The sequence below is a fragment of the Nonomuraea basaltis genome (assembly GCF_005893125.1).
GTDB classification, from domain to species: domain Bacteria; phylum Actinomycetota; class Actinomycetes; order Streptosporangiales; family Streptosporangiaceae; genus Nonomuraea; species Nonomuraea basaltis.
This window is the reverse complement of sequence record NZ_VCJS01000045.1, coordinates 49724-71817: the sequence shown is the minus strand read 5'-3', so window position 1 is coordinate 71817 and position 22094 is coordinate 49724. Positions and strand designations below refer to the sequence as shown.

Here is a 22094-nt window from a genome sequence, read left to right as displayed (position 1 = left end):
GGCACAGGGGGGTGGTGGGGGGGATGTCGAAGGCGGCGAGGAGCCGTTCGCGGGGAGTGAGGTCGGTGCGGTCGAACACGCCGGACAGAACGGAGGGGTCGAACCGGCGCAGGTACTCGGTGACGAGTTCGTCCTTGCCGGTGAAGTGCTGGTAGGCCGTGCGCTTGGACACCTGGGCCGCCGCGCAAAGCTGGTCCATGCCGGTGCGGTTGATGCCCTGCTCGCGGAACAGTTGCTGGGACGCGCTGAGGATGCGCTCGCGGGCGCCCCGGCCGCGGCGGCGGCCCTGGGGGCCCTTCTCCAACTCCGTCACGGGTCCATGGTACCCGAGCTGGGTAACGATCGGTGTACATAGTTTGCGTCCCGGCCGCGCGCCCCGTACCGTAAGCACACAGAGCGGTGTACATAACGCCGTCATCCCAGGTGCGCACGGCACCACCGACCTAAAGGAGCAACATGGGAAAGCTTGACGGCAAGGTAGCGGTCATCACCGGCGGCACCACCGGCATGGCGCTGGCCGGCGCGAAGCTGTTCGTCGACGAGGGAGCGCACGTCTTCATCACCGGCCGCCGCCAGGACGCCCTGGACGAGGCCGTGAAGCAGATCGGCCGCAACGTCACCGGCGTCCAGGGCGACGCCGCCGACCTGGACGACCTGGACCGCCTGTACGACACCGTCAAGCGGGAGAAGGGCAGCCTCGACGTGCTGTGGGCCAGCGCCGGCGGGGGCGAGCCCGCCCCGCTCGGCGAGATCACCGAGGCCCAGTTCGACACCTGGTTCGGGCTCAATGCCCGCGGCACCCTGTTCACCGTCCAGAAGGCCCTCCCGCTCTTCAACGACGGCGGCTCCATCCTCATGACCGGCTCCAACGCCTCCCTCGGCGCCTTCCCCGGCTGGAGCGTCTACGCCGGCAGCAAGGCCGTCCAGCAGGCCTGGGCCCGCGTCTGGCTCAACGAGCTCAAGGACCGCCGCATCCGCGTCAACGTCCTGACCCCCGGCCAGGTCGCCACCGCCAAGCAGGAAGAACTCTTCGACGAGGCCACCAAGCGCCAGTTCGAGTCCCTCATCCCCCGCGGCCAGATGGGCCGCCCCGACGAAATCGCCGCCGCCGCCCTCTTCCTCGCCTCCGACGACTCCAGCTACGTCAACGGCATGGAACTCGTCGCCGACGGCGGCACCACCGCCATCTAAACCGAACAACGCACAACCAGGGCAGGACATCTCATGAGCAACATCAGCATCATCGGCACCGGGAACATGGCCCGCACCATCGGCGCGCGGGCGGTAGCGGGCGGCAACACCGTCGAGGTCATGGGCCGCGATCAGTCCAAGGCCGCTGACCTGGCCAAGGCTCTCGGCGGCGGCGCCACGACGGGAGAATGGGGCACCGCCCCGGCCGGGGACATCGTCATCGTGGCCCTGTTGTACGACGGTGTCGTGCCGGTCGTCGCCCAGTACGGAGACGCTCTCGCGGGCAAGGTTATCGTCGACATCAGCAATCCCTTCAATTCCACGTTCGACGGGCTAGCACACCGCGAGGAGACCTCGATCGCGCAGGAAGTCGCCAAGGCGGCCCCGGCCAGCGCCAGCGTGGTGAAGGCGTTCAACACCATCTTCCGTCATGTCCTGGAGAAGGGTCGGCCCGACGTCTTCATCGCTGGCGATAATGCGCAGGCCAAGGCAAGTGTGGAGGCGTTCATCGAGAGCCTCGGGCTGCGCCCGCTGGACGTCGGCGGCCTGAAAATGGCGCACTGGCTGGAAGGAGCGGGCGTGGTCACGGTGGGCCTCGCCAACCACGGGGTGGGGAACTTGGACTTCGCCCTCAGCATCACCGAACTTCCCGTCTGAGCAAACGGTTGACGGATCACCGAAAGGACTCGCCAATGAAGCTTGGTTTCACACTTCCCATAGTCGGGCCCGCTATCAGCAGCTCCGCTGGCCTGAGCGCGTTCTGCCGCGGGATCGAGGACCTTGGCTACGACACGTTGTGGGTCGGCGATCGCCTGGTCCAGCCGGTCGATATGCATAGCATCCATCCGGGCAAAGAGCAGCCGTACCCGCCGCAGATGAAGCGTTACCTCGACCCGGTGCTGCTGTGGACCGTCGCCGCGACGGCGACCAGCCGGGTGCGGCTGAATGCCAGCACAGTCACTTTCTGAAGTCGCGTGCACGGACGTCCTGGGCATTCGCGGCTCTGTGCAGAGGACTTGTGAAGCACCGGATTGTCAGCAGTCCTCTGCGCTACGGTGCGTTTGTTCCGTACTCGCGTGCGCGACGGTGAGGTGCCTGCACTTCCTGCAAGCACTCCTCTCATCTGGGACATTTTTGGGATCTTCGTGAGTGGTGTGGGATCTTACTGAGAAATCTGGAGCGATCTCGCAAGCGCCAAGGTTAAAGATCAAGTTGACGGAGCGGTGCGGCGGAGCCGTACCACCACAAAGGCGAGCAGCCCGAGGGCGGCCAGCGCGAAGACCGCGTTGCCGATGAGGTCCACATTCGCGGGCGCTGGGAAACTCGGCGGCTGAGGGAAGCCGTGCCAGGCGTAGGTGACCAGGCTGGCAGCGCCCAGGGCGAACCTGTGCCAGGGTCCCCAGCCCATGCGCCGGGACCAGCGCAGGATGAGCAGCGTCATCGTGGCGTAGAGCGCGAGGTAGAAGCCGACCGTGATCCACGCGGGCACGATGGACTGCAGCTTGCCCACCATGGTGGGGAGCCAGAACGCCAGCCCGGCCGCGATGGTGATCGCGAAGACGATCCACGGGCTGGCCGGTGTGGCCGGGAGGAGGGGGCGGCGGAATCGAACGGACAGGAACGCGGCGATGATCAGGGCGACGGCCGTGATCAGCGTCCAGGTGATCTGAGCGGCCGACAACGGGTAGATGGCCGGACTTGCCAGGGCGATGGGCACCGCGCCGCCTAGCAGGAACAGGACGGCTGACACGGTGAGGCCGACCTTGCCGAGCCAGGGCGTGTCCGGCCGGCGTGAGCCCGCCTCTACTATCGAGATCGGCACCGCGATGCTCCACACCCCATGGATGGCCAGAACGAACACGGTCCAGTAGGCGCCGATGCCCAGTGCCGGAATGAACCCATAGTCGAGCAACCGCAACCCGACATAGTCGGGATTGAACAGTGACTGGGTGAGCAGGCCCTCCTCGATCACGGCATAGGCGAGCCCGAGCAGGATGATCCCCGGCCACCCCAGCCGCCACCGGCGGGCGACCTCACGGATCAGCAGTGCGCCACCGCCATAGAGCGGAATCAGCCCGATGATCATCGGTAGGGCGTTGATGGCGATGTTGCCAAGCAGATACTCGCCGACCAGCGGCGCGAGAACCAGCAGGCAAAGTGCTGGAAGAATGCGTTTGAACACGTCTACCCTCACCGGTTGTAAAGCCTGCGTGCCGCCAGATAACTGACCAGGGCGATGCCCGCGCTCCACACAGCCGCCTCCAGGAAGCTGGACCCGGCCGGACGCCCGGCCAGCAGCGCGCGCAGCGTCTCGATGACAGGGGTGGCCGGCTGGTGCTCGGCGAACCAGCGCAAACCAGCCGGCATCGACTCGGTCGGGACGAAGCCGCTGCCGAGGAACGGCAGCAGCATCAGCGGCATCGGCAGGTTGCTGGCCGTGGCCACGTTCTTGGTGACCATGGCGAGCGCGACCGACAGCCAGGTGATCGCGAAGGTGAACATGGCGAGCACACCGACCACGCCGAGCCAGTCCAGCACGGAGGCGGACGGGCGGAACCCGATCAGCAACGCCACCACGGTCACCATGGCAATCGCGAGGAACGTCTGCACCATCGCCCCGAGTACGTGTCCGGTGAGCACCGAGACGCGGGCGATGGCCATGGTCTTGAACCTGGCGATGATGCCCTCGGTGATGTCGGTCGCCACCGAGATCGCGGTCCCCTGCGCGGCCCCGACGATCGTCGTGATCATGATGCCGGGGGTGAGGTAACCGACGTAGGCGGCGCGGTCGGCGCCGATGCCCGCGCCCATGGTGCCGCCGAAGACGTAGACGAACAGCAGCAGGAACACCACGGGCACGGCCGCGAACGTGAGGATCAGCGTGGGGTAGCGCCAGATGTGTTTGACCTGGCGCCGCAGCATCGTCGCCGAGTCGGTGATCGCTCTCATCGGGAGGGCTCCTTGGTCGAGGGCTCCTGGGTCAGGGTGAGGAAGACGTCGTCCAGGTCGGGGGTGTGCATCGACAGCTCGGCGACGTCGATGGCCTGCGTGTCCAGCCACTCCAGGAGCTTCCTCAGCGTCCTGACTCCGCCGGAGTCGGGGATCTGGACGGTGAGCGCCGCGTCGTTGCTGGAGGTGGCGCCGACGTGGCCGGCCGCCCTGCGGTACCCGTCGGGGTCGGCGAAGCGCACGACGATGTGACCGCCGGGGACCATTCGCTTGAGCTCCTCAGGGGTGCCCTCCGCCACCAGCCGGCCCTGGCTGAGCAGCGCGATGCGGTCGGCGAGTTCGTCGGCCTCCTCCAGGTATTGGGTGGTCAGGAAGATGGTCACGCCGTCCTGCTGGACGAGGTCCCTGACGATCTGCCACATGGTGCGGCGGCTGCGCGGGTCCAGGCCTGCGGTCGGTTCGTCGAGGAAGATGAGCGTGGGCGTGCCGACCATGGTCATGGCGAGGTCGAGCCGGCGGCGCATGCCGCCCGAGTAGGTGACCGCGGGCTTGCGCGCGGCGTCGGTGAGGTCGAAGCGCTCCAGCAGTTCGCGGACGCGCCTGCGGCCCTTGGCGCGGCCGAGGTGGAGCAGGTCGGCCATGAGTCGCAGGTTCTCCTCGCCGGTGAGGAAGCTGTCGACCGCGGAGAACTGGCCGGTGACGCCGATCGCGGCACGCACCTCGTTGGGTTCCTTGGCCAGGTCGTGCCCGGCGACCCAGATCTCGCCCGCGTCGGCCTTGATCAGGGTGGACAGGATCTGCACTGTGGTGGTCTTGCCCGCGCCGTTGGGGCCGAGCAGCGAGAAGACGGTGCCCTGCGGGATGGTGAGGTCGATGCCGTCCAGGACGCGGTGGGCGCCGTAGGACTTACGCAGCCCGGTCACCGAGACGAAGGTTCGCATCACGTTCACCCCCGATCCCAGGTGACGGGCAGGCTGTGCACGCCGTAGACCTGCGAGGGGTCGGTGCGCAGCGACAGCTCTTCAGCCGGTACGGCGAGCCGCAGCGTCGGGAAGCGGATGAGCAGCGAGGGAAACGCGACACGCATCTCGATGCGGGCAAGCTGCTGACCGAGGCACTGATGGACGCCGTGGCCGAAGGCCAGATGCCCGGCGGCCGAGCGGCGCAGATCGAGCACGTCGGGGTTGGAGAACCTGGCCGGGTCCCGGTTGGCGGCGTTGATCGCGATGACGACCGTGTCGCCCGCCTTGAGCTGCCTGCCGCCGAGCTCCACGTCCTCCAGCACGCCGCGCATACCGGTGGCGGCGACGGACAGGTAACGCAGCAGCTCCTCCACGGCGCCGACGGCCAGGTCGGGGTCGCCGCGCAGGGCGGTGAGCTGGGCCGGGTTGCGCAGCAGGGCGAAGGTGCCGAGCGCGAGCATGTTGGCGGTGGTGTCGAGCCCGGCGCCGAGCAGGAACGCGGCCACGCCGCCGAGCTCCTCGTCGGTCAGGTCGCCGCCGGTGGCCAGGTCGCTGAGCAGGTCGTCGGTCGGCTTGGCCCGCTTGGCGAGTGCGAGCTCCCGCAGGTAGGTGCCGAGCTCGACGAAGGCGGCGTACTGCGCCTCAGCGGTCCCGGCCTCCGGCAGGGCCCGGGTGGAGCTCTGGAACTGGTCGCGGTCCTCGTACGGCACGCCGAGCAGCTCACAGATCATCAGCGCTGGAACCGGCTGCGTGAAGACCTCGACGAGGTCGGCGGGCGGCCCCTGCCGCTCCATCGCGTCGAGCCGCTCACGGGTGATCTCGGTGACCCGCTCGGTGAGCAGGTTCATCCTGCGGACGGTGAACTTGCCCGCCAGCAGCTTGCGGAAGCGGGTGTGCTGGGGTGCGTCCATGCCGGTCAGGTCGCCGACGGGGGCGGGCGGCAGGTGCCCGCCCGCCAGGGGGTGGTAGTGGGTTTCGTAGCGGGAGCTGAAGCGCGGGTCGGCGAGGATCTGGCGGGCCAGGTCGTATCCGGTGATCATCCAGACGCCGGGGGCGCCCTCGGGCGCGGCCAGGCGGGCGATTGGCTGCTCTGCGCGCAGGGCGGTGAGTGAAGGGGCGGGATCGAAGGGACAGGCGGGTGCGCGGTCGAGGGACGGAGTGACCGGCTCGTCGCGATAGTACGTGTTCGTCATGATTGAAAGCTACGTTGCTTTCAGAAATTCTGTCAATCAATCGATGCATATAAGTGCAGGTCAAAGCCAATGAATTGATGCGTTGACGCTGAAGCTAAATGCAATGAAACATTGCATTGTGTGGTGCCGAACGCAATAGTGGTGTCATGTCAGAAGGAAGGTTGACCCGGCAGGACCGCCAGCGCATCGCGACCGGCCTCGCCGAGGGCCGCTCCTACGCCGAGATCGCCAGGCGGCTGGACCGGCCGACCTCGACGATCAGCCGTGAGGTCGGCCGCAACGGCGGCCCCAGTGACTACCGCCCCGAGCGGGCGCACCAGGCGGCAGCGCGGCGGGCGCGGCGTGGCACCCCGGCACGTTCGCCCGAGGCCGAACCCCAGGACCGCAAGGTCTTCGAGGTGGAAGAGGGAGCCGTCGAGATGGCGATCGGGATGGGCCTGCCGAAGATGATGGCGCGCGTGCTCATCGGCCTGTGGCTGAGCGAGGACGGCAGGCTCACTGCGGCCGAGCTGTCGCGCGGGCTGAAAGTCAGTCCTGCCTCGATCTCCATGGCGGTGGGCTACCTGACCCAGCAGGGGCTGATCAGGCGCGAACGTGATCCGCGGCGGCGGCGCGACATCTACGTGGTCGACGACGACGCCTGGTACCACTCGACGGTGATCAGCGCGCGGCAGACGCTCGCGGCGGCGGAGATCGCGCAGGCGGCGGGGCAGACGCTCGGGCTCGACACGCCCGTGGGACGCCGCCTGGCCAGGGGCGGTGCGTTCCTGGAGCGGATCAGCCTGGACGCTCTGGCGTCGGCCGAACGCTGGCGCGACCTCCCGCCATGATCAGACCGCAGGGATTGTGCCCCGGATTTCAAGTGCTGTGGTCGCCTCCTCAACGCCCACGAGGCCCTGTTCGACCCGCGTACCGAAACTCCCGCTCCCAGCGCCACGCCAGCGGCACCATGTAACGAAACTTCGTGCGAGGCTCCCGAATGCGGGCTGACCGTCAGCCAGCCTGCGTCACCGCCGGATTGCCGGAGCGCTGGTGCTCGTAGAACCGCAGTTCGCCGCCGGGGCCAGCACCCGGCGCACCTCCCGTACCCGCATGGCGCAGCACAGCATCAGCGAACACCACGGCCTCACAGGAGCCGTCGGCGACCGGCAGACTTCGTAAGTCCCCGTCGAGGATCCGAACCGGGGTCGGGAGGAGCGCGGTGATGCCCTTGGCCGCCGCCCGCAGGAACGGGTCCGGCTCCACCAGGACGATCTCCTCCACGCCGGCCGGGTAGCAGCTGATCTTCACCCCGTCGCCCGCCCCGAATTCCAGAACCCGCCCGCTCAGACCTGCCATGAGCTGCCGCCGCTGCGGAGTGGGCACCGACCCGTCCCTGCGGGCGGCCAAACACGGCTCCGGCCTGGGCAAACAACGCTGGGTCGTTCGAGCAGGCCTTCGCCCTCCTGCACCCCTTCCGCCGCCTGCGCATCCGCTGGGAGATCCGCGCCGACATCCACCAAGCATTCCTCTGCCTGGCCCGCGCCCTCGTCTGCTGGCGCCGACTCATCTCATTGCGTTAGACGCTCTTACTTGGTCTGTCCCCCTATGACGCCGGCGACCACGCGTCAGCGGCTCGGCCGGAGGAGCGCTCGCAAGCTGCTCGGGTCACACAGTGTTGGCGAACCAGTTCTGGTTGCGCTCAGCCTTGCACTCCACGGCGGCGACCCGGGCGTTCCGCTGGGAATTGACGGCACCGATCTTGAGGCAGCCCTTGGTCTGGAAGTTCTGGATTCGGAACTGGTCGCCGGTGGGCACCTTGCCCTTGACGGCGAGCTTGAACGCCCACTTCTGGGATTCCTTGCCCGCGCACACGGCGATGAAGATGCTGCCGCCACTGCCGGCCTCCAGGCAGCGGCTGCGAGTCTTGTTGATCAGCCTGCCATCACTAAGGACCCACTGCTGCGTTTCGATCTGGTTGCCGAGGACGCTGGTGAACACGCGGTCCTGTGGCATGGACGCTCGGGGCAATGGAAACCGCCGGTACGCCATGTCGGGCGACAGGCGTGGGCCATCGACGACCCAGGCGGGTACCGGAGCTTCCGCGCCTGCGTCAAGACGCGCGGCTCCTGGCACTGCACCTACTGGGGCGTCGGCTCCTGACCTGCTTGCCGACTGCGAGCGGGCGCGGGACACCGACCATCCGACAACGCGGTTGGTTCGGGCCGATCTCTTCCAGACGACACAGCGCACTTTGTTGCAGGCGCCATCGAAGGTGAAGATGGCGCTCACGGCGCACGTGAATCCAGGTTGAGTGGCTGGCCGTCGCGGGCGGTTCCCGTGATATTCGGGCGATCAAGGGGGCCGCGATGGCGGCGGGTTTGCGATGGGTCGGCTGCGGCTGCGAGGCGGCCAGCTGATTCGCCTGACGGACGCGATGTTCCCTGACTCACCCTCTTGGCCCATCCTCACGCCGCATGGCAGCCAGGTGGCCTACGACCACGGGACCGGTGAGATTAGGGCAGGCTTGCTGGTGTGATGGCGATTCATTCGCTGCCCACGCAGCCGCACGCGGAGCCGTACCAGATGATCACCCGCCTCTCACCGCCGCACCTGCGACCGTACGTGCTGGGGTGGGCCGGCTTTCGCACCCGGGCGGGAGAGCCCGCCCACCCCAGCCAGATGCTGCCGCTCAACGCGGCCACCCTGATCATCGACTTCACCGGCATGGGCCCGATCGTCACCGGTCCCCGCGCCACCGCGACCTTCTCGGCCCATACGCCGTGGCGTCACGGGGTGGCGGTCGGGCTCACCCCCGCCGGAATGTCGGCGCTGATGGGGACGCCCATACGCGAGGTGGCCGGCACGACCGCGCATCTGGAAGACCTCCTCGGCACCCGTGCCGTGGAGCTGACCGACCGGCTGATCGCGTCGGCGAGCTGGGCGGACCGCTTCAGCCTGCTGGAGGAGCGGCTGACGGCGTGGCTGCGCCCCGAAGCCGGCCCCAACGGCCTGATCATGCACGCCTGGTGGCGGCTGCAGGAGCCGGCCGGCCCGCCCACCATCGGGTCCCTCGCCGGTGAGCTGGGCGTCAGCCGTCGTTATGTCGAGCTCGGATTCCGCCGGGTGGTGGGCTTGTCGCCCAAGACGGTAGCCCGGATCGCCCGATTCCAGCGGACCGTGGACACGTGGAGACGGCCCTCGGCCGCGCTAAACGAGGCCGTCGCCTGCGGTTACGCCGACCAGCCGCACCTCACCCGCGAGATCCGGGCGATGGCGCAGATGACACCGAAGCAGCTGTTCGCATTCGTTCAATACACCGATCGGCTCACCAACTAGCGTGACCTTCCGCTCCCGACCGAACGAGTGCCGGGGGAGAGGAAGGGGCAACACGTCATGGCAGGCGTTCTCGCGGCTGATCCCACCCTCGCCGACTTCGGCAAGGACCCGCTGTGGATCACGATCGTCAAGGCCGTGATGCTGTTCCTCTTTCTGGCGCTGGGAGTCGTCTTCGGGGTCTGGTTCGAGCGCAAGCTGATCTCGCGGATGCAGCACCGCTACGGGCCCAACCGGGCCGGCAGGTTCGGCATTCTGCAGTCGATCGCCGACGCGATCAAGATGGGCTTGAAGGAGGACATCCTCCCGCGCACGGTGGACAGGGTGCTCTACCTGATGGCGCCGGTCATCATGGTGGTGCCGGCGTTCCTGGCCTTCTCCATCGTGCCGTTCGGGCCGGTCGTGAACCTGCTCGGCGTGCAGACGCCGCTGCAGCTGGTCGACCTGCCGGTGGCGGTGCTGTTCATGCTGGCCATGGGCGCGGTGTCGGTCTACGGCGTGGTGCTGGCCGGGTGGTCGTCGCGTTCGCCGTACGCGCTGCTCGGCGGTCTGCGGTCGGCGGCCCAGGTGGTGTCGTACGAGATCGCCATGGGCCTGTCGTTCGTGGCGGTCTTCATCTTCGCCGGGACGCTGTCCACGTCGGAGATCGTCGGGGCGCAGCAGCAGACCTGGTACGCGGTGCTGTTGATCCCGTCGTTCCTGATCTACGTGGTCTGCATGTTCGGCGAGGCCGCCCGCATCCCGTTCGACCTGCCCGAGGGCGAGGGTGAGCTGGTCGGCGGCTTCCAGACCGAATACTCCTCCTCGCTGAAGTTCGCCCTGATCATGATGGGCGAATACCTGCACACCTTCACCGCCTCCGGCATCGCCGTGACGTTGTTCCTCGGCGGCTGGCGGGCGCCGTTCCCGATCTCGATGTGGGAGGGCGCCAACACCGGCTATTGGCCCTTGCTGTGGTTCTTCATCAAGTTCGTGCTGACCTTCTGCTTCATCATTTGGGTGCGGGCCTCGCTGCCCCGCGTGCGCTACGACCAGCTCATGTCCCTGGGCTGGAAGGTGCTGATCCCGGTCAACCTGGGGTGGATCCTGCTGGTCGCCGCCGTGCGCAACGTGGTGATCAACGAGGGCAACCGGATGCTCGCCCTCGCGATCACCGGGATCATCGTGGTCGGCGCCCTGGCCGTCTGGATGCGGTTCGACACCGTCAACCAGCGGCGCAAGGAAGCCAGGAAGGCCCAGGTCGAAGCCGAGTTCGAGGAACTGTCCAAGGAGCCGACGGCCGGCGGCTTCCCGGTGCCGCCGCTCGACCTGCCGCACTACCACGGCGTTTCCCGGCCGTGAGCGCCTCGGACAGGACGCGTCGCGGTCCGTCGCCGGATCAGTCAGCATCGCGGAGCGAACGCTTCTGCGGCCCCAGGACGGGGCCGAGGAGGATGCGGGCAGGATCGCCTGCTGAACGTCTCCCAGCTTGACCTGGGCGTCGCCGGGTCACTGGTGATCGCCCTCGGCCTGTGTGTGGCGTTCCCGGGGGAGTGATTTACGTGCGCGAGTTGCGGATGGTCAGGCGGCCGTAGGTGAACTCTCCGGTGAGGTGAACGTGCAGCTTGCCGAGACGTGCATAGGTGGCTGCCTTGCAGGTCACGCTGCCCCATTCGGTTCGCACCCCGTCGGGATTCGCGCTCGCGCCGGCGGGCAGGACGATCGCGGCGGAGCCGTAGGTGAGCCAGAGCTCGATGTCCACCTGGGGATGTCGGATGAGGGCGTGGGACAGGTCGAGGCGTACCTTGCCGTATTCGGAGTCGATCCGTAGCAGGCGTGGGACCCGCCAGTCGCCCTCTCTCCTGATGCGTCCGCTTCTGGGCGTCAGGTGGACCATGTCGACCGTCAGGTCGGAGGTCATCGCGAGCAGGTCGTCGTGAGACTGCGCGGTGAGCGCCAGTTCGAGTCGCCGTTCCAGCTCACCGGCGGTGAGGCGTCCGTCGGCGAAGCTGTCCTGCAGCAGTTGGATGGACTTGTCGCGATCGTCGTCGGAGACTCGTGCCTGTGGTGCCACGCCCGCCGCGGCTTCGCGCGGGTTCACTGACTGACGGCTCTCTTGTACAGCCGCGTGGCCAGCGGCACGAACACGACCAGGAGCACGAGCGACCACAGGATCGACGCCGGCACCGCGTGCTGCAACGGCCAGGCGCTGGGCACGGGCATGGCCGGGCTGGTGTTGCCGAACAGCTCGCGCGTGCCCTGGATGAGCGTGGAGACCGGGCTCCATTCGGCGATCACCTTCAGTGGCCCGGGCAGGCGCGCGCTGTCGACGAAGGCGTTGGACAGGAAGACCAGCGGAAGCGACACGATGGTGGCCACGTTGTTGAACACCTCGGGCGTGCGCAGGGCCAGCGCGACCGTCGCCGTCACCCAGGAGAAGGCGTACGCGAACAGCAGCAGCACCAGGAATCCCAGGGCCGCTTCGAGCGGCGAGGTGTGGATGCGCCATCCGACGAGCAGCCCGACGAGGGCCATGGTCACGATGCTGGTCACATTCGTGATCAGGTCGCTGAAGGTCTGGCCGGTCAGCACCGCCGAGGGTGACATCGGCAGGGTGCGGAACCGGTCGAAGATGCCTTTCTGCAGGTCCTGAGTGAGGGTGTACCCGGTGATTTGCCCGCTGGTGGTGATCGTCATGACGAAGATGCCGGGGAGCAGGTATTCCGTGTACGACATGCCGGGCAGTTCGATCATGCTGCCGAAGACGTAGGCGAACAGCAGCACGAACACGATCGGCAGCAGGACCACGCCACCCAGCAGGTCGGGTGCTCGCCTGATCTTCAACGCGTTGCGCTTGGTGATCGTCATGCCGTCGGCGATCGCCATCTGCAGGGTGTTCATCGCACGGTCTCCTTGATCTTCTCGTCGGCCCCGTGTCCCGTGAGGGTCAGGAACACGTCGTCCAGGGTCGGCCGGCGCAGCCCGGCATCGCGTACGGTGATCCTTTCGGTGGTCAGGTGGCCGAGGGCCGTGGTCAGCGCGGCGGCGCCGCCGGTGACCGGGATCGTGACCTGCAGGGCGGTGGCGTCGATCTGTATGTCCCCGACGGCCAGCGGCGCCAGCGTCCGCCTGACGGCCTCCAGGTCCGCCGCACTCGTCACCGACAGTTCGATCCGGTCGCCGCCCACCTGGTCCTTGAGCTCGTCGGCGGTGCCGAGCGCGATCACGTGGCCGTGGTCGACCACGGCGATGCGGTCGGCGAGCCGGTCGGCCTCCTCCATGTACTGGGTGGTGAGCAGCACCGTCGTGCCCGCCGTGACGAGTTCGGAGATGACGTCCCACAGGCTTGCCCGGGCCCGTGGGTCGAGACCGGTCGTGGGCTCGTCGAGGAAGAGCACCGGCGGGCTGACGACCAGCGCGCCGGCCAGGTCGAGCCGGCGTCGCATGCCTCCTGAGTAGCCCTGCACCGGGCGGTCGCCCGCCTCCGTCAGGTCGAAGCGCTCCAGCAGCTCGCGGGCACGCTGCTTGGCGCGCTTGACGCCCAGGTGGTAGAGGCGGCCGACCATCTCGAGGTTCTCGGCGCCGGTGAGGTGGTCGTCGACGGCGGCGTACTGGCCGGACGCCCCGATGTGGGCGCGCAGCCGGCGCGCGTCGCGGACGACGTCGAGCCCGGCCACCTTGGCGTGGCCGGCGTCCGGTTTCAGCAGTGTGGTCAAGATTCGCACGGTGGTCGTCTTGCCGGCTCCGTTCGGGCCGAGGAGCCCGAACACCGTCCCTTCAGGGACGGTCAGCTCCATTCCGTCGAGGGCCACCACGTCGCCGTACTTCTTGACCAGGCCCTCGGCTACGATCGCGTCTGGCACGGGAATCTCCTTGGTTGTCAGGAACGATGGATGACGATGTCGCCGTAGGCGGTGTGCGCCCGCACCTCGACGACCTGATCGGACTGACCGGGATCGTCCGTGGGGTCCAGGGAGACGTCCACGGTGCCGTACTTCGAGCTCACGTCCAGCCACGCGGCGGAGCCCTCCCGGATTCCGAGCTCCAGCCCGCCGCCGGTGGTCTCCATGACGACCGAGCCGGACACCACCTCGCCGATCCGGACGCTGCCGTAGGCGGTCTTGGCGGTGACGTCGGCCAGGGCGTGATCGACGATGCTGTCGCCGTGGGCGGAGTTCAGGCGCAGGTCGCCGGTCACCTCGCGCAGGCGGATCTCGCCGTGCGAGGTCTTGACCACCGCCGTGCCGTCGATCTTGCCGATGCGGATGTCGCCGTTGGTCGTGGTGACCTCGGCATGCCCGGTCGAGCGGGTGACCGAGATGTCGCCATGGGTGGAGTTCAGCCGCAGCCGGCGGGCCTGCTCGACCTGGATGTCGCCGTAGGAGGTGGTGAAGCTCACCTCACCGAGCGCGCCCCGGCAGCGGAGGCTCGCCGCCGTCTTGGCGTCGACGCGGGAGCCCGCCGGAAGGTCGACCGTCACGTCGACCGAGCCACCCCAGCCGAGCAGCAGCCCACGCGCCCAGTTCGAGGGCGACTCCACCAGCTTGTCGAGCGAAAGGCCCCAGCCGGACATCGAAGTGGCCCGATCCTTGGGCGCCCGCACCAGGAGCCTGCCCTCGGCGTACTCGACCTGGGTGTGCTCGGCGGCGTGCACGTCGGCGTCGCTGAGCTCGTCGCTCGGGCGGATCTCGACGACGGTGTCGGCGCGGTCGCTCGCGTTGATCCGGACATTGGCGGTCGCCACGTCGATGATGGCGAGAATCGGTTCTGGGCTGTCGAAGGTCGGCATTGCGGTCCCCTCCTTACGAGTTGGCGTCGCCATCAGCGCACCCAGCCGCTGTAGCTATTACCGGTCTGCTGGGTCGCGCGCCGGGCGGAGCGGCGGCCGGCGTCGCCCGGGTCGAGTGCGGCGGCGACGGCGCGGACCAGCCAGGCGTTGACCGATAGCCCGTCTCGGGCGGCCGCCTCCTCGATGCGCGGCTTGAGGTGCTCGGGGACCCGGAGCGAGATCCGGGAGGTCCCGCCCTCGTCGGCGTCCGCGGGTGGTGGCAGGGCGGGCGGCCGCTCGTGCCGCTCGATCTCGTTCTCCCCCTCGAAGGGCCGTCCGGCTCGTGGTGTCACGACGAAGCCGGGGTCGCGTCCACGCAGGCGTACTTCGACCGAGCCGGGTGCGAGCTCCTGGGTGATCTCGTCTGCGGCGGCGGACAGGGCCTCCAGCAGGGCGAGCCGGGTGGCCGACTCGAGCGTTGCGGCGAGGCGCTCGGCCAGCGCGCGAGCTTCCTCGCCGCCCGCTCCGGCGGCGATGGCGAGTTCGCGGCGGAGGCGATCGACGTACGGCGAAAGGTCCATGACGCCACTATGACATCATAGCGGCGTCATGACAAGGCGCTCTGCTGGTGTCGTTAATGACGTCACTTGGTCAATGATGACGAGGAGGACGGGAAGCCCATGAGTGCCAAGGACTGTGCTGCACCAAGGCCAAAGCCGGTCGCACCCCCACCATTCGGCCGCACCACGACGCTGCCGCGTTTCACGATGCGTCTGCCGCCGGGGCCGTAGCCGAGGCCGGCGGTGGCGATCCAGCGTTGGCGCTCGTCGTCCCGGTGGAGGCCGCCGTCTCCTCTGCTCGCACAGCATGTTTCCGCAGTTCAGAGACGGCGTGGCGGATCATGTACGCAGCGTCGGCAACAGGGCGGCAACAAGGTGCTGATCGGTTGGGCGCAATGCCCCAACAGCCCCATGCGACGGAATAGGCTCATGCGATAAGTCGGCCGGGGCGATGGGTGAAGGGGAACGGGTGAGCAAGTCCTTCGTGCATCTGCACGTGCACACCGAGTACAGCATGTTGGACGGGGCGGCCAAGATGAAGCCGCTATTCAAGGAAGCCGAACGGCTGGGCATGTCGGCGATCGCGATGTCAGATCACGGCAACATGTTCGGGGCGTACGAGTTCCAGAAGGTGGCGAAGGGCAGCCCGGTCAAGCCGATCGTTGGCATCGAAGCGTACGTGGCGCCCGCTTCGCGGTACTTCAAGAAGCAGGTCTTCTGGGGACAGCGCGCTGAGACCGGTGTGGCGGACGGCGAGGGCGGCAAGGATGTCTCCGGCGGCGGCCGGTACACCCACATGACCATGTGGGCCAAAGACGCGGACGGGCTGCGGAACCTGTTCCGGCTGTCGTCGCTGGCGTCGATCGAGGGCTACTACGGCAAACCCCGCATGGACCAGGAGCTGATCTCGCAGCACGGGTCCGGCATCATCGCCACCACCGGCTGCCCGTCCGGGGCGGTACAGACGCGGCTGCGGCTTGGCCAGTACGACGAGGCCGTCAAGGTCGCCGGCGAGTACCAGGAGATCTTCGGCCGGGAGAACTACTTCCTCGAGTTGATGGACCACGGCATCAACATCGAGCGTGAGGTCCGGGCTGATCTGCTGCGGCTGGCCAAGCAGCTCAACATCCCGCTGCTGGCCACCAACGACTCCCACTACGTGACCGAGGACCAGGCCGACGCGCACGACAGCCTGCTGTGCGTCGGTGTCGGCAAGAACAAGGACGACCCGAACCGGTTCCGGTTCAACGGCTCCGGCTACTACCTCAAGTCGGCCGACGAGATGTACGCGCTGTTCCCCGAACTGCCGGAGGCGTGCGACAACACGCTGCTCGTCGCCGAGATGGTCGGCGACTACAGCGACGTGTTCAAGCAGGTGGACCGGATGCCGGACTACCCCGACGTCCCTGAAGGGGAGACCCAGGAGTCGTGGCTGCGCAAGGAGGTGGAGAACGGCCTGGAGATGCGGTACGGCACCCCGGTCCCCGCCGAGGTGCTGGAGCGGTACGAGACCGAGATGAAGGTCATCGGCCCGATGGGATTCTCCTCCTACTTCCTCGTCGTGGCCGACATCTGCCGCTACGCGCGGGACAACGGCATCCCGGTCGGGCCCGGCCGTGGAAGCGCCACCGGATCGATCGTCGCCTACGCCACCCGCATCACCGAGCTTGACCCGCTCGAGCATGGGTTGCTTTTCGAGCGGTTCCTGAACCCGGAGCGGATCAACCCGCCGGACGTCGACCTCGACTTCGACGACCGCCACCGGGACCGGATGGTCAACTACGTCACCGAGAAGTACGGCAGCCCGATGACCGCCCAGGTCAACACGTTCGGCACGATCAAGGCCAAGGCCGCCGTCAAGGACGCGAGCAGAATCCTCGGCTACCCGTTCGCAGTCGGCGACAAGATCACTAAGGCGATGCCGCCGGATGTCATGGGCAAGGGCGTCCCCCTGGCGGACCTGTTCAACGAGGACCACCCTCGCTACAACGAGGGCACCGAGATCCGCGCCCTGTACGACACCGACCCGGACGTGAAGAAGGTGATCGACACCGGCCGCGGCATCGAAGGGCTGATCCGCGGCACCGGCGTGCACGCTGCCGCGGTCATCCTGTCCTCGACGCCGCTGATGGACCTGATCCCCTTGCATATGCGGGACAAGGACAAGGTGATCATCACCGGGTTCGACTACCCGTCCTGTGAAGACATGGGCCTGGTCAAGATGGACTTCCTGGGGCTGCGGAACCTGGGCATCATCGACCACGCCATCAAGATCATCGAGCAGAATCGGGGTATCAAGCTCGACACCCTGACCATGCCGCTCGACGACAAGAAGACCTACCAACTGATGGCCCGCGGGGACACGCTCGGCGTGTTCCAGCTCGACGGCGGCCCCATGCGGCAGCTCCTCAAGTTGATGGAACCGACCCGGTTCGAGGACATCGCCGCCGTACTCGCCCTGTACCGGCCGGGCCCGATGGCGGCCAACGCGCACACCAACTACGCGCACCGCAAGAACGGCCGCCAAGAGGTGGACCCCATCCACCCGGAGCTGAAGGACGCACTCGAACCGATCCTCGGTACCACCTTCCACCTGCTCGTCTACCAAGAGCAGATCATGGCCGTCGCCCGCGAGCTCGCGGGTTACACCCTGGGCGGCGCCGACATGCTGCGCCGCGCCATGGGCAAGAAGAAGAAAGAGGTCCTGGACGCCGAGTGGGACAAGTTCTCCGCCGGCATGCGCGCCAACGGCTACTCAGATGAGGCGATCCGCGCGCTGTGGGACGTCATGGTGCCGTTCTCCGGCTACGCCTTCAACAAGTCCCACACCGCCGGTTACGGCCTGGTCGCCTACTGGACCGCGTACCTGAAGGCCAACTACCCCGCCGAGTACATGGCCGCCCTGCTGACCTCCGTGGGAGACGACAAGGACAAGGCGGCCGTCTACCTCGCCGAGTGCCGCAAGATGGGCATCCAGGTCCTGCCGCCGGACGTCAACGACAGCCAGCTCGACTTCGTGGCGGTCGGCGACACCCAGGTGCGGTTCGGCATGGGCGCGGTCCGCAACGTCGGTGAGAACGTCGTCGAAGCGATCGTGAAGGCCCGCAAGGAGAAGGGCCTCTTCACCGACTTCAACGACTTCCTCGCCAAGATCCCGCTGACCGCCTGCAACAAGCGCGTCATCGAATCGTTGATCAAGGCGGGCGCGTTCGACTCGCTCGACCACCCGCGCAAGGGCCTGCTCATGGTCCACGAGCAGGCCATCGAGCAGGTCACCAGCATCAAAAAGCAGGAAGCGCACGGCCAGGATTCGCTGTTCGGCGGCCTGGCCGACGCCGGCGCCGACGAGGTGTTCACCGTCACGGTCCCCGACATGGAGTGGGACAAGAAGACGAAGCTCGACTTCGAGCGGGAGATGCTCGGCCTGTACGTGTCGGACCATCCGCTGGCAGGTGCGGAACGCCTCCTGGCCCGGAATCGGGACACCACGATCGCCGACCTGCTCGAATCCGGCCGCGACGATCGCGGGGACGTCAGCGTGTCCGGCTTGATCACTAAGGTGGACAGGAGAGTCAACAAGGCGGGGAACACGTGGGCGATCATCACGGTCGAGGACATGGACGCCGCCATCGAGTGCCTGTTCTTCCCCAAGAGCTACGTGCTGTACGCCGAATCGCTGCGCGAGGACATCGTGGTAGCGGTGCGCGGACAGATCAATAACCGAGACGGCGCCATCTCCATCTTCGCGACGGATCTCGCCCTGATCGACGTGTCGGGCGTCAACAGCGACACCGGCGCCCCGATCACCCTCCTGGTGCGGGAAGAACGGGTCACCCCGCAACTGCTGGAGGAGCTGCGGCACGTGCTGAAACTGCACGAGGGCAAGGTGCCGTTGCACATCAACCTGAAGCGGTCGGCCGGGAAGACGATGGTGATGGATGTGCCGGACTTCCCGGTCAACGCCGAGCCCAGTTTCGCCGCGGATGTGAAGGCGCTGCTCGGGCCGGAAGCGATCGCGCTCTGAAGCGGCGCGTCGATGTGCTCACAACGGTGGAGGTGCCCGCATGCCCTCGTTGTGGGGATGAGGCGCTGTTGTCGGCGCGGGTGCCGTACGGGTGGACAAACACTGGCGGCACCGCAGTGGAAGGCCGCACCGGGTTCGTGCTGTGCGCGACGTGCGACGCCGCCGCGCCGGGCGCGGCCCCGCTGATCACGTGGTTCCACGTGCACGGGCAGGTGGAGCAGGAGTACAGCGAGGAGTTCGTCCGTCTCCTGGTGGCGTGGACGGAGCAGGTGTCGGTGCCGCCGCTGGACGAGCATCTGCTGGAGACGGAGATCGAGCTGTCGAGGCGCGGCGAACTGTAGCCGCCCCGCGGTGTGTCGTTGGTCGGCGGTCAGTGCGTTGGCGTCGTGCTCACGCGCAGTCCTTCTCCAGCGCTTCGAGGATGCGGTTCGAGATCTGGGCGAGCATGGCAAGCTCTGCCGGGGTGAGCGGGTCGATGAACAGGCGGCGGACTGCTTCGACATGGCGGGGGGCCGCGGCCGCGATGGCCTCGCGGCCGGCGGGAGTGACGATGACGAACGCCCCGCGTCCGTCATCGACGCATTCCTCCCGGACGACCAGGCCGCGCTTGGCCATCCGCCCGATGTGGTGGGACATCCGGCTCTTTTCCCATTCCACCGCCTTGGCCAGCTCCAGGAAGCGCAGCCGGCCCTCGGGCACCTCGGTGAGGTGGACGAGCACTCCGTAGTCGGCGGCGGACAGGCCGGACTCGGCCTGCACCTGGCGGGCCAGCCGGCCGGAGAGCTTTTCCTGCACCCGGACGAAGCTGCGCCAGGCATGCTGCTCCGTCTCGGTGAGCCAGCGCGGTGTCTCAGCCATAGGCATCAGTGTAACAAGTTGTTGACGGGTCATCTGGTCGTCGCGAATGTTAGGAGATACGTCATGATGCCCTGGATGCGCTGATGGCTCTGGGGTGACGGCGACGATGACCGGCGCGACGTGCAGGTGCGTTCAGGCGTCCGACCAGCGCGGCCTGCATGGCGATGAAGCCCGCCACGGCCGCTGCCGGCCCTCGGTCGGCCAGCCGGAGTCGCTCATGGCCGAAACTCAACTGAAGAAGTTGACGTGTCATCATTTCTGGTCCTAGGTTGGTTGATACATCAACATAGTTCTCATCGGACAGGGGTAGTAGCCATGAACGACAAGAAGGTCATCGCGGTCACCGGAGCAACGGGCGCCCAGGGCGGCGGCGTCGCACGGGCAATCCTGGCCGACCCGGATTCGGGCTTCGCGGTGCGCGCGCTCACCAGAAACCCCGACTCATCCGCCGCCATGGAACTGGCCGCACTCGGGGCGGAGGTCGTCCAGGCGGACTTCTATGACGAGCCGAGCGTGCACAAGGCGTTCGAAGGTGCCTACGGCGCTTTCCTGGTCACCAACTTCTGGGCACATGGCTCGGCAGCGAAGGAAACCGAGGAGGTCAACGTTCTGGCACGGGCAGCCAAGGCGACGGGGATCCGCCACGTGGTCTGGTCGACGCTGGAGGACACCCGCGAACTGCTGCCGCTGGAGGACGAGCGGATGCCCGTCCTCCAGGACAAGTACAACGTGCCGCACTTCGACGCCAAGGGCGAGGCAAACGAACTGTTCCGACAGGCCGGTGTGCCGACGACCTTCCTGAACACCACCTTCTTCTTCCAGGGCTTCCTCCAGGGCCTCGGCCCCCAGCGCGCCGAGGACGGCGTGCTGACACTGACCCTGCCGATCGAGGACGGCAAGCTCCTCTCCGGCGTAGACGTCAACGACATCGGCCGGACTACCCTCGCCATCTTCAAGGGGGGCGACCGGTTCGTCGGCGAGACCATCGGCCTGGCCGGCGACCATCTGACCGGAGCGCAGTACGCGACGAAGTTCGAGACCGCGCTCGGCGAGCCGGTGCGCTTCCAGCCGGTGCCCTACGACGTCTTCCGTTCCCTCGACATCCCGGCCGCCGAGGAGCTCGCCAACATGTTTCAGTACTACGGCGACTTCGACCAGGAGTTCACCGCCGCCCGCGATCTGAACAAGCTGCGCGAGCTCAACCCGGCACTCAAAAGCTTCGACGACTGGCTGGCCGACAACGCCTCGAAGATAAAGGGGAGCTGAGCAGGTCCCTGTCGTCGGTTGATCGCCGACGTGATCACCGGTTGCGGGCTGTGCCCGTTTCGAGCGGGCACACGCCCGAGCTCGCACCAGCCCGCTGCGGCGATCTGTCTCTCCTGCCGACCTGGACGAAGTGGCGCAAGCGCTTCGCCGTACTAACCATCTGTCGTTCGCCTCGCGAAATAGGCCTGCCGCCACTCCGCGGCCGCCTCGAGCATGGCGTGCCCGACATGCTCGAAGAACTGGCTGATGTCCTGCAACCGGATGCCGGCGGGTGTGGCGGCGCCGAGGATCTCGGCTCCGTCGCGGGCGGAATCCGCCAGCATGACGTTCTGGCGGGCGCTGGCCATCCAGCCTCGGAACCAGGCGTCGGCGTCGATGACGTACCGGTCGCGTCGCCGACGGGGGTCGCGTTCCCGCCGGATCAGCTCCTGCTGTTCGAGCTCGCCGATGGCCTTGGAGATGGAGGCGGGGCTGACCTGAAGGCGCTGGACGAGCTCGGCGGCGGTCAGGCTGCCGCTGTCGGTGGTGTACAGGCAGGTGACCACCCGGGCGGTCATGCGCGGCAGCCCCGTGTTGATCATCAACGTGGTGAATCGCTCCTCCAATTCGTGGACCGCTTCGGGGTCCCGCCCGTGCGCGTCGGGGGCGGCCGGTGCCGCCGGGACCGGGGTCGGCCTGCGTCGGCGAGCACGGCTTTCGGTTGCCTGATGCGCCTGGTCGGCCTGGTAGCCGCCGGCTCCGCCGTTGCGGGTCACCTCCCGGGTGATGGTCGAGATCGGCCGTTCCAGGCGCCTGGCGATCTCGGTGTAGGTGTGTCCTTGGGCCAGTCCTTCGGCGATCTGCCGGCGGTCCTGGTGGGTCAACCTGCCTCCAGGCATCGGTGCTCGCCTCCTGTTGCTCTGGTCCGCTCGACGCGTCTGCGGGGTGGGATGGACAGTATTGCGTTCGCAGACATCTCATTGCAAGCATGTCGGGTCGGCATTTGCATTCGCCTTCATATTCATTGCAAGACTCGACCGATTTTCCCTG

Annotated in this window: 23 protein-coding genes and 1 pseudogene; 10 read left to right on the top strand and 14 right to left on the bottom strand. The window is 67.5% G+C overall.

Annotated features, from left to right (window positions below; genetic code table 11):
* On the bottom strand, nucleotides 1-313 hold a 313-nt coding region (locus EJK15_RS22485; protein WP_138712432.1), incomplete at its 3' end, for a TetR/AcrR family transcriptional regulator.
* Nucleotides 314-456: 143 nt separating this feature from the next.
* Here EJK15_RS22485 and EJK15_RS22480 point away from each other — a divergent pair.
* Genes EJK15_RS22480 through EJK15_RS22470 form a run of 3 tightly spaced genes read left to right on the top strand, consistent with a single transcriptional unit; the run spans nucleotide 457 to nucleotide 2159 of the window.
* Nucleotides 457-1191, top strand: a complete 735-nt coding sequence (locus EJK15_RS22480; protein WP_138712431.1) for an SDR family NAD(P)-dependent oxidoreductase — start codon at nucleotides 457-459, stop codon at nucleotides 1189-1191.
* A gap of 33 nt (nucleotides 1192-1224) precedes the next feature.
* Nucleotides 1225-1848 (top strand): NADPH-dependent F420 reductase, encoded by a 624-nt coding sequence (locus EJK15_RS22475; protein ID WP_138712430.1) that lies wholly within the window; start codon nucleotides 1225-1227, stop codon nucleotides 1846-1848.
* 35 nt (nucleotides 1849-1883) lie between these two features.
* Nucleotides 1884-2159, top strand: coding sequence for an LLM class oxidoreductase (locus EJK15_RS22470; RefSeq protein WP_206061037.1), 276 nt, complete (start codon nucleotides 1884-1886; stop codon nucleotides 2157-2159).
* 239 nt (nucleotides 2160-2398) lie between these two features.
* Here the strand turns inward: EJK15_RS22470 and EJK15_RS22465 are convergent, their stop codons facing one another.
* From EJK15_RS22465 to EJK15_RS22450, 4 genes are read right to left on the bottom strand one after another with little or no spacing between them, the layout of a single operon-like run.
* On the bottom strand, nucleotides 2399-3373 hold the full coding sequence (locus EJK15_RS22465) for a hypothetical protein (protein WP_206061036.1): 975 nt from the start codon (nucleotides 3371-3373) through the stop codon (nucleotides 2399-2401).
* Between the two features lie 8 nt (nucleotides 3374-3381).
* The gene (locus tag EJK15_RS22460) at nucleotides 3382-4140 is read right to left on the bottom strand and encodes an ABC transporter permease (RefSeq protein WP_138712429.1); all 759 of its coding nucleotides are present in this window, start codon (nucleotides 4138-4140) and stop codon (nucleotides 3382-3384) included.
* The gene (locus EJK15_RS22455; RefSeq protein WP_138712428.1) at nucleotides 4137-5081 is read right to left on the bottom strand and encodes an ATP-binding cassette domain-containing protein; all 945 of its coding nucleotides are present in this window, start codon (nucleotides 5079-5081) and stop codon (nucleotides 4137-4139) included. The genes EJK15_RS22460 and EJK15_RS22455 overlap by 4 nt, the downstream gene beginning before the upstream one ends.
* Nucleotides 5082-5086: 5 nt before the next feature.
* Nucleotides 5087-6295, bottom strand: a complete 1209-nt coding sequence (locus tag EJK15_RS22450; RefSeq protein WP_138712427.1) for a cytochrome P450 — start codon at nucleotides 6293-6295, stop codon at nucleotides 5087-5089.
* 146 nt (nucleotides 6296-6441) lie between these two features.
* Here EJK15_RS22450 and EJK15_RS22445 point away from each other — a divergent pair, with 146 nt between their 5' ends.
* Nucleotides 6442-7125, top strand: a complete 684-nt coding sequence (locus EJK15_RS22445; protein WP_171074465.1) for a helix-turn-helix domain-containing protein — start codon at nucleotides 6442-6444, stop codon at nucleotides 7123-7125.
* 163 nt (nucleotides 7126-7288) lie between these two features.
* On the opposite strand, the gene EJK15_RS22440 is transcribed toward EJK15_RS22445, so the two are convergent.
* Entirely contained in the window at nucleotides 7289-7660 is a 372-nt protein-coding gene (locus EJK15_RS22440; protein WP_138712426.1) for a methyltransferase domain-containing protein, read from the bottom strand.
* 19 nt (nucleotides 7661-7679) lie between these two features.
* On the opposite strand from EJK15_RS22440, the pseudogene EJK15_RS22435 reads away from it, so the two are divergent.
* Nucleotides 7680-7857: pseudogene (locus EJK15_RS22435) on the top strand (transposase); the annotation flags it as partial.
* Nucleotides 7858-7942: 85 nt separating this feature from the next.
* Here EJK15_RS22435 and EJK15_RS70765 read toward each other — a convergent pair.
* Nucleotides 7943-8290, bottom strand: a complete 348-nt coding sequence (locus EJK15_RS70765) for an RICIN domain-containing protein (protein WP_171074464.1) — start codon at nucleotides 8288-8290, stop codon at nucleotides 7943-7945.
* Nucleotides 8291-8812: 522 nt separating this feature from the next.
* On the opposite strand from EJK15_RS70765, the gene EJK15_RS22425 reads away from it, so the two are divergent.
* Together EJK15_RS22425 and nuoH are read left to right on the top strand one after the other, a co-directional pair.
* Nucleotides 8813-9613, top strand: coding sequence for a helix-turn-helix transcriptional regulator (locus tag EJK15_RS22425; RefSeq protein ID WP_240777139.1), 801 nt, complete (start codon nucleotides 8813-8815; stop codon nucleotides 9611-9613).
* A gap of 57 nt (nucleotides 9614-9670) precedes the next feature.
* A complete protein-coding gene (gene nuoH, locus EJK15_RS22420) occupies nucleotides 9671-10951 on the top strand; it encodes an NADH-quinone oxidoreductase subunit NuoH (protein WP_138712423.1) in 1281 nt (426 codons plus the stop codon).
* 196 nt (nucleotides 10952-11147) lie between these two features.
* Here nuoH and EJK15_RS22415 read toward each other — a convergent pair whose 3' ends face one another.
* Genes EJK15_RS22415 through EJK15_RS22395 form a run of 5 tightly spaced genes read right to left on the bottom strand, consistent with a single transcriptional unit; the run spans nucleotide 11148 to nucleotide 14938 of the window.
* Complete coding sequence (locus EJK15_RS22415; RefSeq protein WP_240777137.1) at nucleotides 11148-11690, bottom strand: DUF1707 SHOCT-like domain-containing protein; 543 nt, start codon at nucleotides 11688-11690, stop codon at nucleotides 11148-11150.
* Nucleotides 11687-12490: an ABC transporter permease gene (locus tag EJK15_RS22410; protein ID WP_138712422.1), complete on the bottom strand. Its 804-nt coding sequence runs from the start codon at nucleotides 12488-12490 to the stop codon at nucleotides 11687-11689. Before EJK15_RS22410 ends, EJK15_RS22415 begins: the two co-directional genes overlap by 4 nt.
* Nucleotides 12487-13452, bottom strand: a complete 966-nt coding sequence (locus EJK15_RS22405; protein WP_138712421.1) for an ATP-binding cassette domain-containing protein — start codon at nucleotides 13450-13452, stop codon at nucleotides 12487-12489. The genes EJK15_RS22410 and EJK15_RS22405 overlap by 4 nt, the downstream gene beginning before the upstream one ends.
* Nucleotides 13453-13469: 17 nt before the next feature.
* Nucleotides 13470-14378, bottom strand: coding sequence for a DUF4097 family beta strand repeat-containing protein (locus tag EJK15_RS22400; RefSeq protein WP_138712420.1), 909 nt, complete (start codon nucleotides 14376-14378; stop codon nucleotides 13470-13472).
* A 32-nt stretch (nucleotides 14379-14410) separates the two neighbouring features.
* Nucleotides 14411-14938, bottom strand: coding sequence for a toxin-antitoxin system HicB family antitoxin (locus EJK15_RS22395; protein ID WP_138712419.1), 528 nt, complete (start codon nucleotides 14936-14938; stop codon nucleotides 14411-14413).
* A 448-nt stretch (nucleotides 14939-15386) separates the two neighbouring features.
* Between EJK15_RS22395 and dnaE the strand changes: the two genes are divergently transcribed.
* Nucleotides 15387-18941: a DNA polymerase III subunit alpha gene (dnaE, locus tag EJK15_RS22390; RefSeq protein ID WP_206061035.1), complete on the top strand. Its 3555-nt coding sequence runs from the start codon at nucleotides 15387-15389 to the stop codon at nucleotides 18939-18941.
* Nucleotides 18942-18955: 14 nt separating this feature from the next.
* Complete coding sequence (locus EJK15_RS22385; RefSeq protein WP_338089885.1) at nucleotides 18956-19282, top strand: DUF6300 family protein; 327 nt, start codon at nucleotides 18956-18958, stop codon at nucleotides 19280-19282.
* A 49-nt stretch (nucleotides 19283-19331) separates the two neighbouring features.
* On the opposite strand, the gene EJK15_RS22380 is transcribed toward EJK15_RS22385, so the two are convergent.
* Entirely contained in the window at nucleotides 19332-19799 is a 468-nt protein-coding gene (locus EJK15_RS22380; RefSeq protein WP_138712416.1) for a MarR family winged helix-turn-helix transcriptional regulator, read from the bottom strand.
* Nucleotides 19800-20114: 315 nt separating this feature from the next.
* Here EJK15_RS22380 and EJK15_RS22375 point away from each other — a divergent pair, with 315 nt between their 5' ends.
* Nucleotides 20115-21065: an NmrA/HSCARG family protein gene (locus EJK15_RS22375; protein ID WP_138712415.1), complete on the top strand. Its 951-nt coding sequence runs from the start codon at nucleotides 20115-20117 to the stop codon at nucleotides 21063-21065.
* Between the two features lie 152 nt (nucleotides 21066-21217).
* Here EJK15_RS22375 and EJK15_RS22370 read toward each other — a convergent pair whose 3' ends face one another.
* Nucleotides 21218-21943, bottom strand: a complete 726-nt coding sequence (locus EJK15_RS22370; protein WP_138712414.1) for a GbsR/MarR family transcriptional regulator — start codon at nucleotides 21941-21943, stop codon at nucleotides 21218-21220.
* Nucleotides 21944-22094: the final 151 nt, after the last annotated feature.

Coding starts and splice junctions, on each gene's coding strand:
- EJK15_RS22480 (WP_138712431.1), top strand. CDS start 457: ATGGGAAAGCTTGACGGCAAGGTAGCGGTCATCACCGGCGGCACCACC.
- EJK15_RS22475 (WP_138712430.1), top strand. CDS start 1,225: ATGAGCAACATCAGCATCATCGGCACCGGGAACATGGCCCGCACCATC.
- EJK15_RS22470 (WP_206061037.1), top strand. CDS start 1,884: ATGAAGCTTGGTTTCACACTTCCCATAGTCGGGCCCGCTATCAGCAGC.
- EJK15_RS22460 (WP_138712429.1), bottom strand. CDS start 4,140: ATGAGAGCGATCACCGACTCGGCGACGATGCTGCGGCGCCAGGTCAAA.
- EJK15_RS22455 (WP_138712428.1), bottom strand. CDS start 5,081: ATGCGAACCTTCGTCTCGGTGACCGGGCTGCGTAAGTCCTACGGCGCC.
- EJK15_RS22450 (WP_138712427.1), bottom strand. CDS start 6,295: ATGACGAACACGTACTATCGCGACGAGCCGGTCACTCCGTCCCTCGAC.
- EJK15_RS22445 (WP_171074465.1), top strand. CDS start 6,442: ATGTCAGAAGGAAGGTTGACCCGGCAGGACCGCCAGCGCATCGCGACC.
- EJK15_RS70765 (WP_171074464.1), bottom strand. CDS start 8,290: ATGCCACAGGACCGCGTGTTCACCAGCGTCCTCGGCAACCAGATCGAA.
- EJK15_RS22425 (WP_240777139.1), top strand. CDS start 8,813: ATGGCGATTCATTCGCTGCCCACGCAGCCGCACGCGGAGCCGTACCAG.
- nuoH (WP_138712423.1), top strand. CDS start 9,671: ATGGCAGGCGTTCTCGCGGCTGATCCCACCCTCGCCGACTTCGGCAAG.
- EJK15_RS22410 (WP_138712422.1), bottom strand. CDS start 12,490: ATGAACACCCTGCAGATGGCGATCGCCGACGGCATGACGATCACCAAG.
- EJK15_RS22400 (WP_138712420.1), bottom strand. CDS start 14,378: ATGCCGACCTTCGACAGCCCAGAACCGATTCTCGCCATCATCGACGTG.
- EJK15_RS22395 (WP_138712419.1), bottom strand. CDS start 14,938: ATGGACCTTTCGCCGTACGTCGATCGCCTCCGCCGCGAACTCGCCATC.
- EJK15_RS22380 (WP_138712416.1), bottom strand. CDS start 19,799: ATGGCTGAGACACCGCGCTGGCTCACCGAGACGGAGCAGCATGCCTGG.
- EJK15_RS22375 (WP_138712415.1), top strand. CDS start 20,115: ATGAACGACAAGAAGGTCATCGCGGTCACCGGAGCAACGGGCGCCCAG.
- EJK15_RS22370 (WP_138712414.1), bottom strand. CDS start 21,943: ATGCCTGGAGGCAGGTTGACCCACCAGGACCGCCGGCAGATCGCCGAA.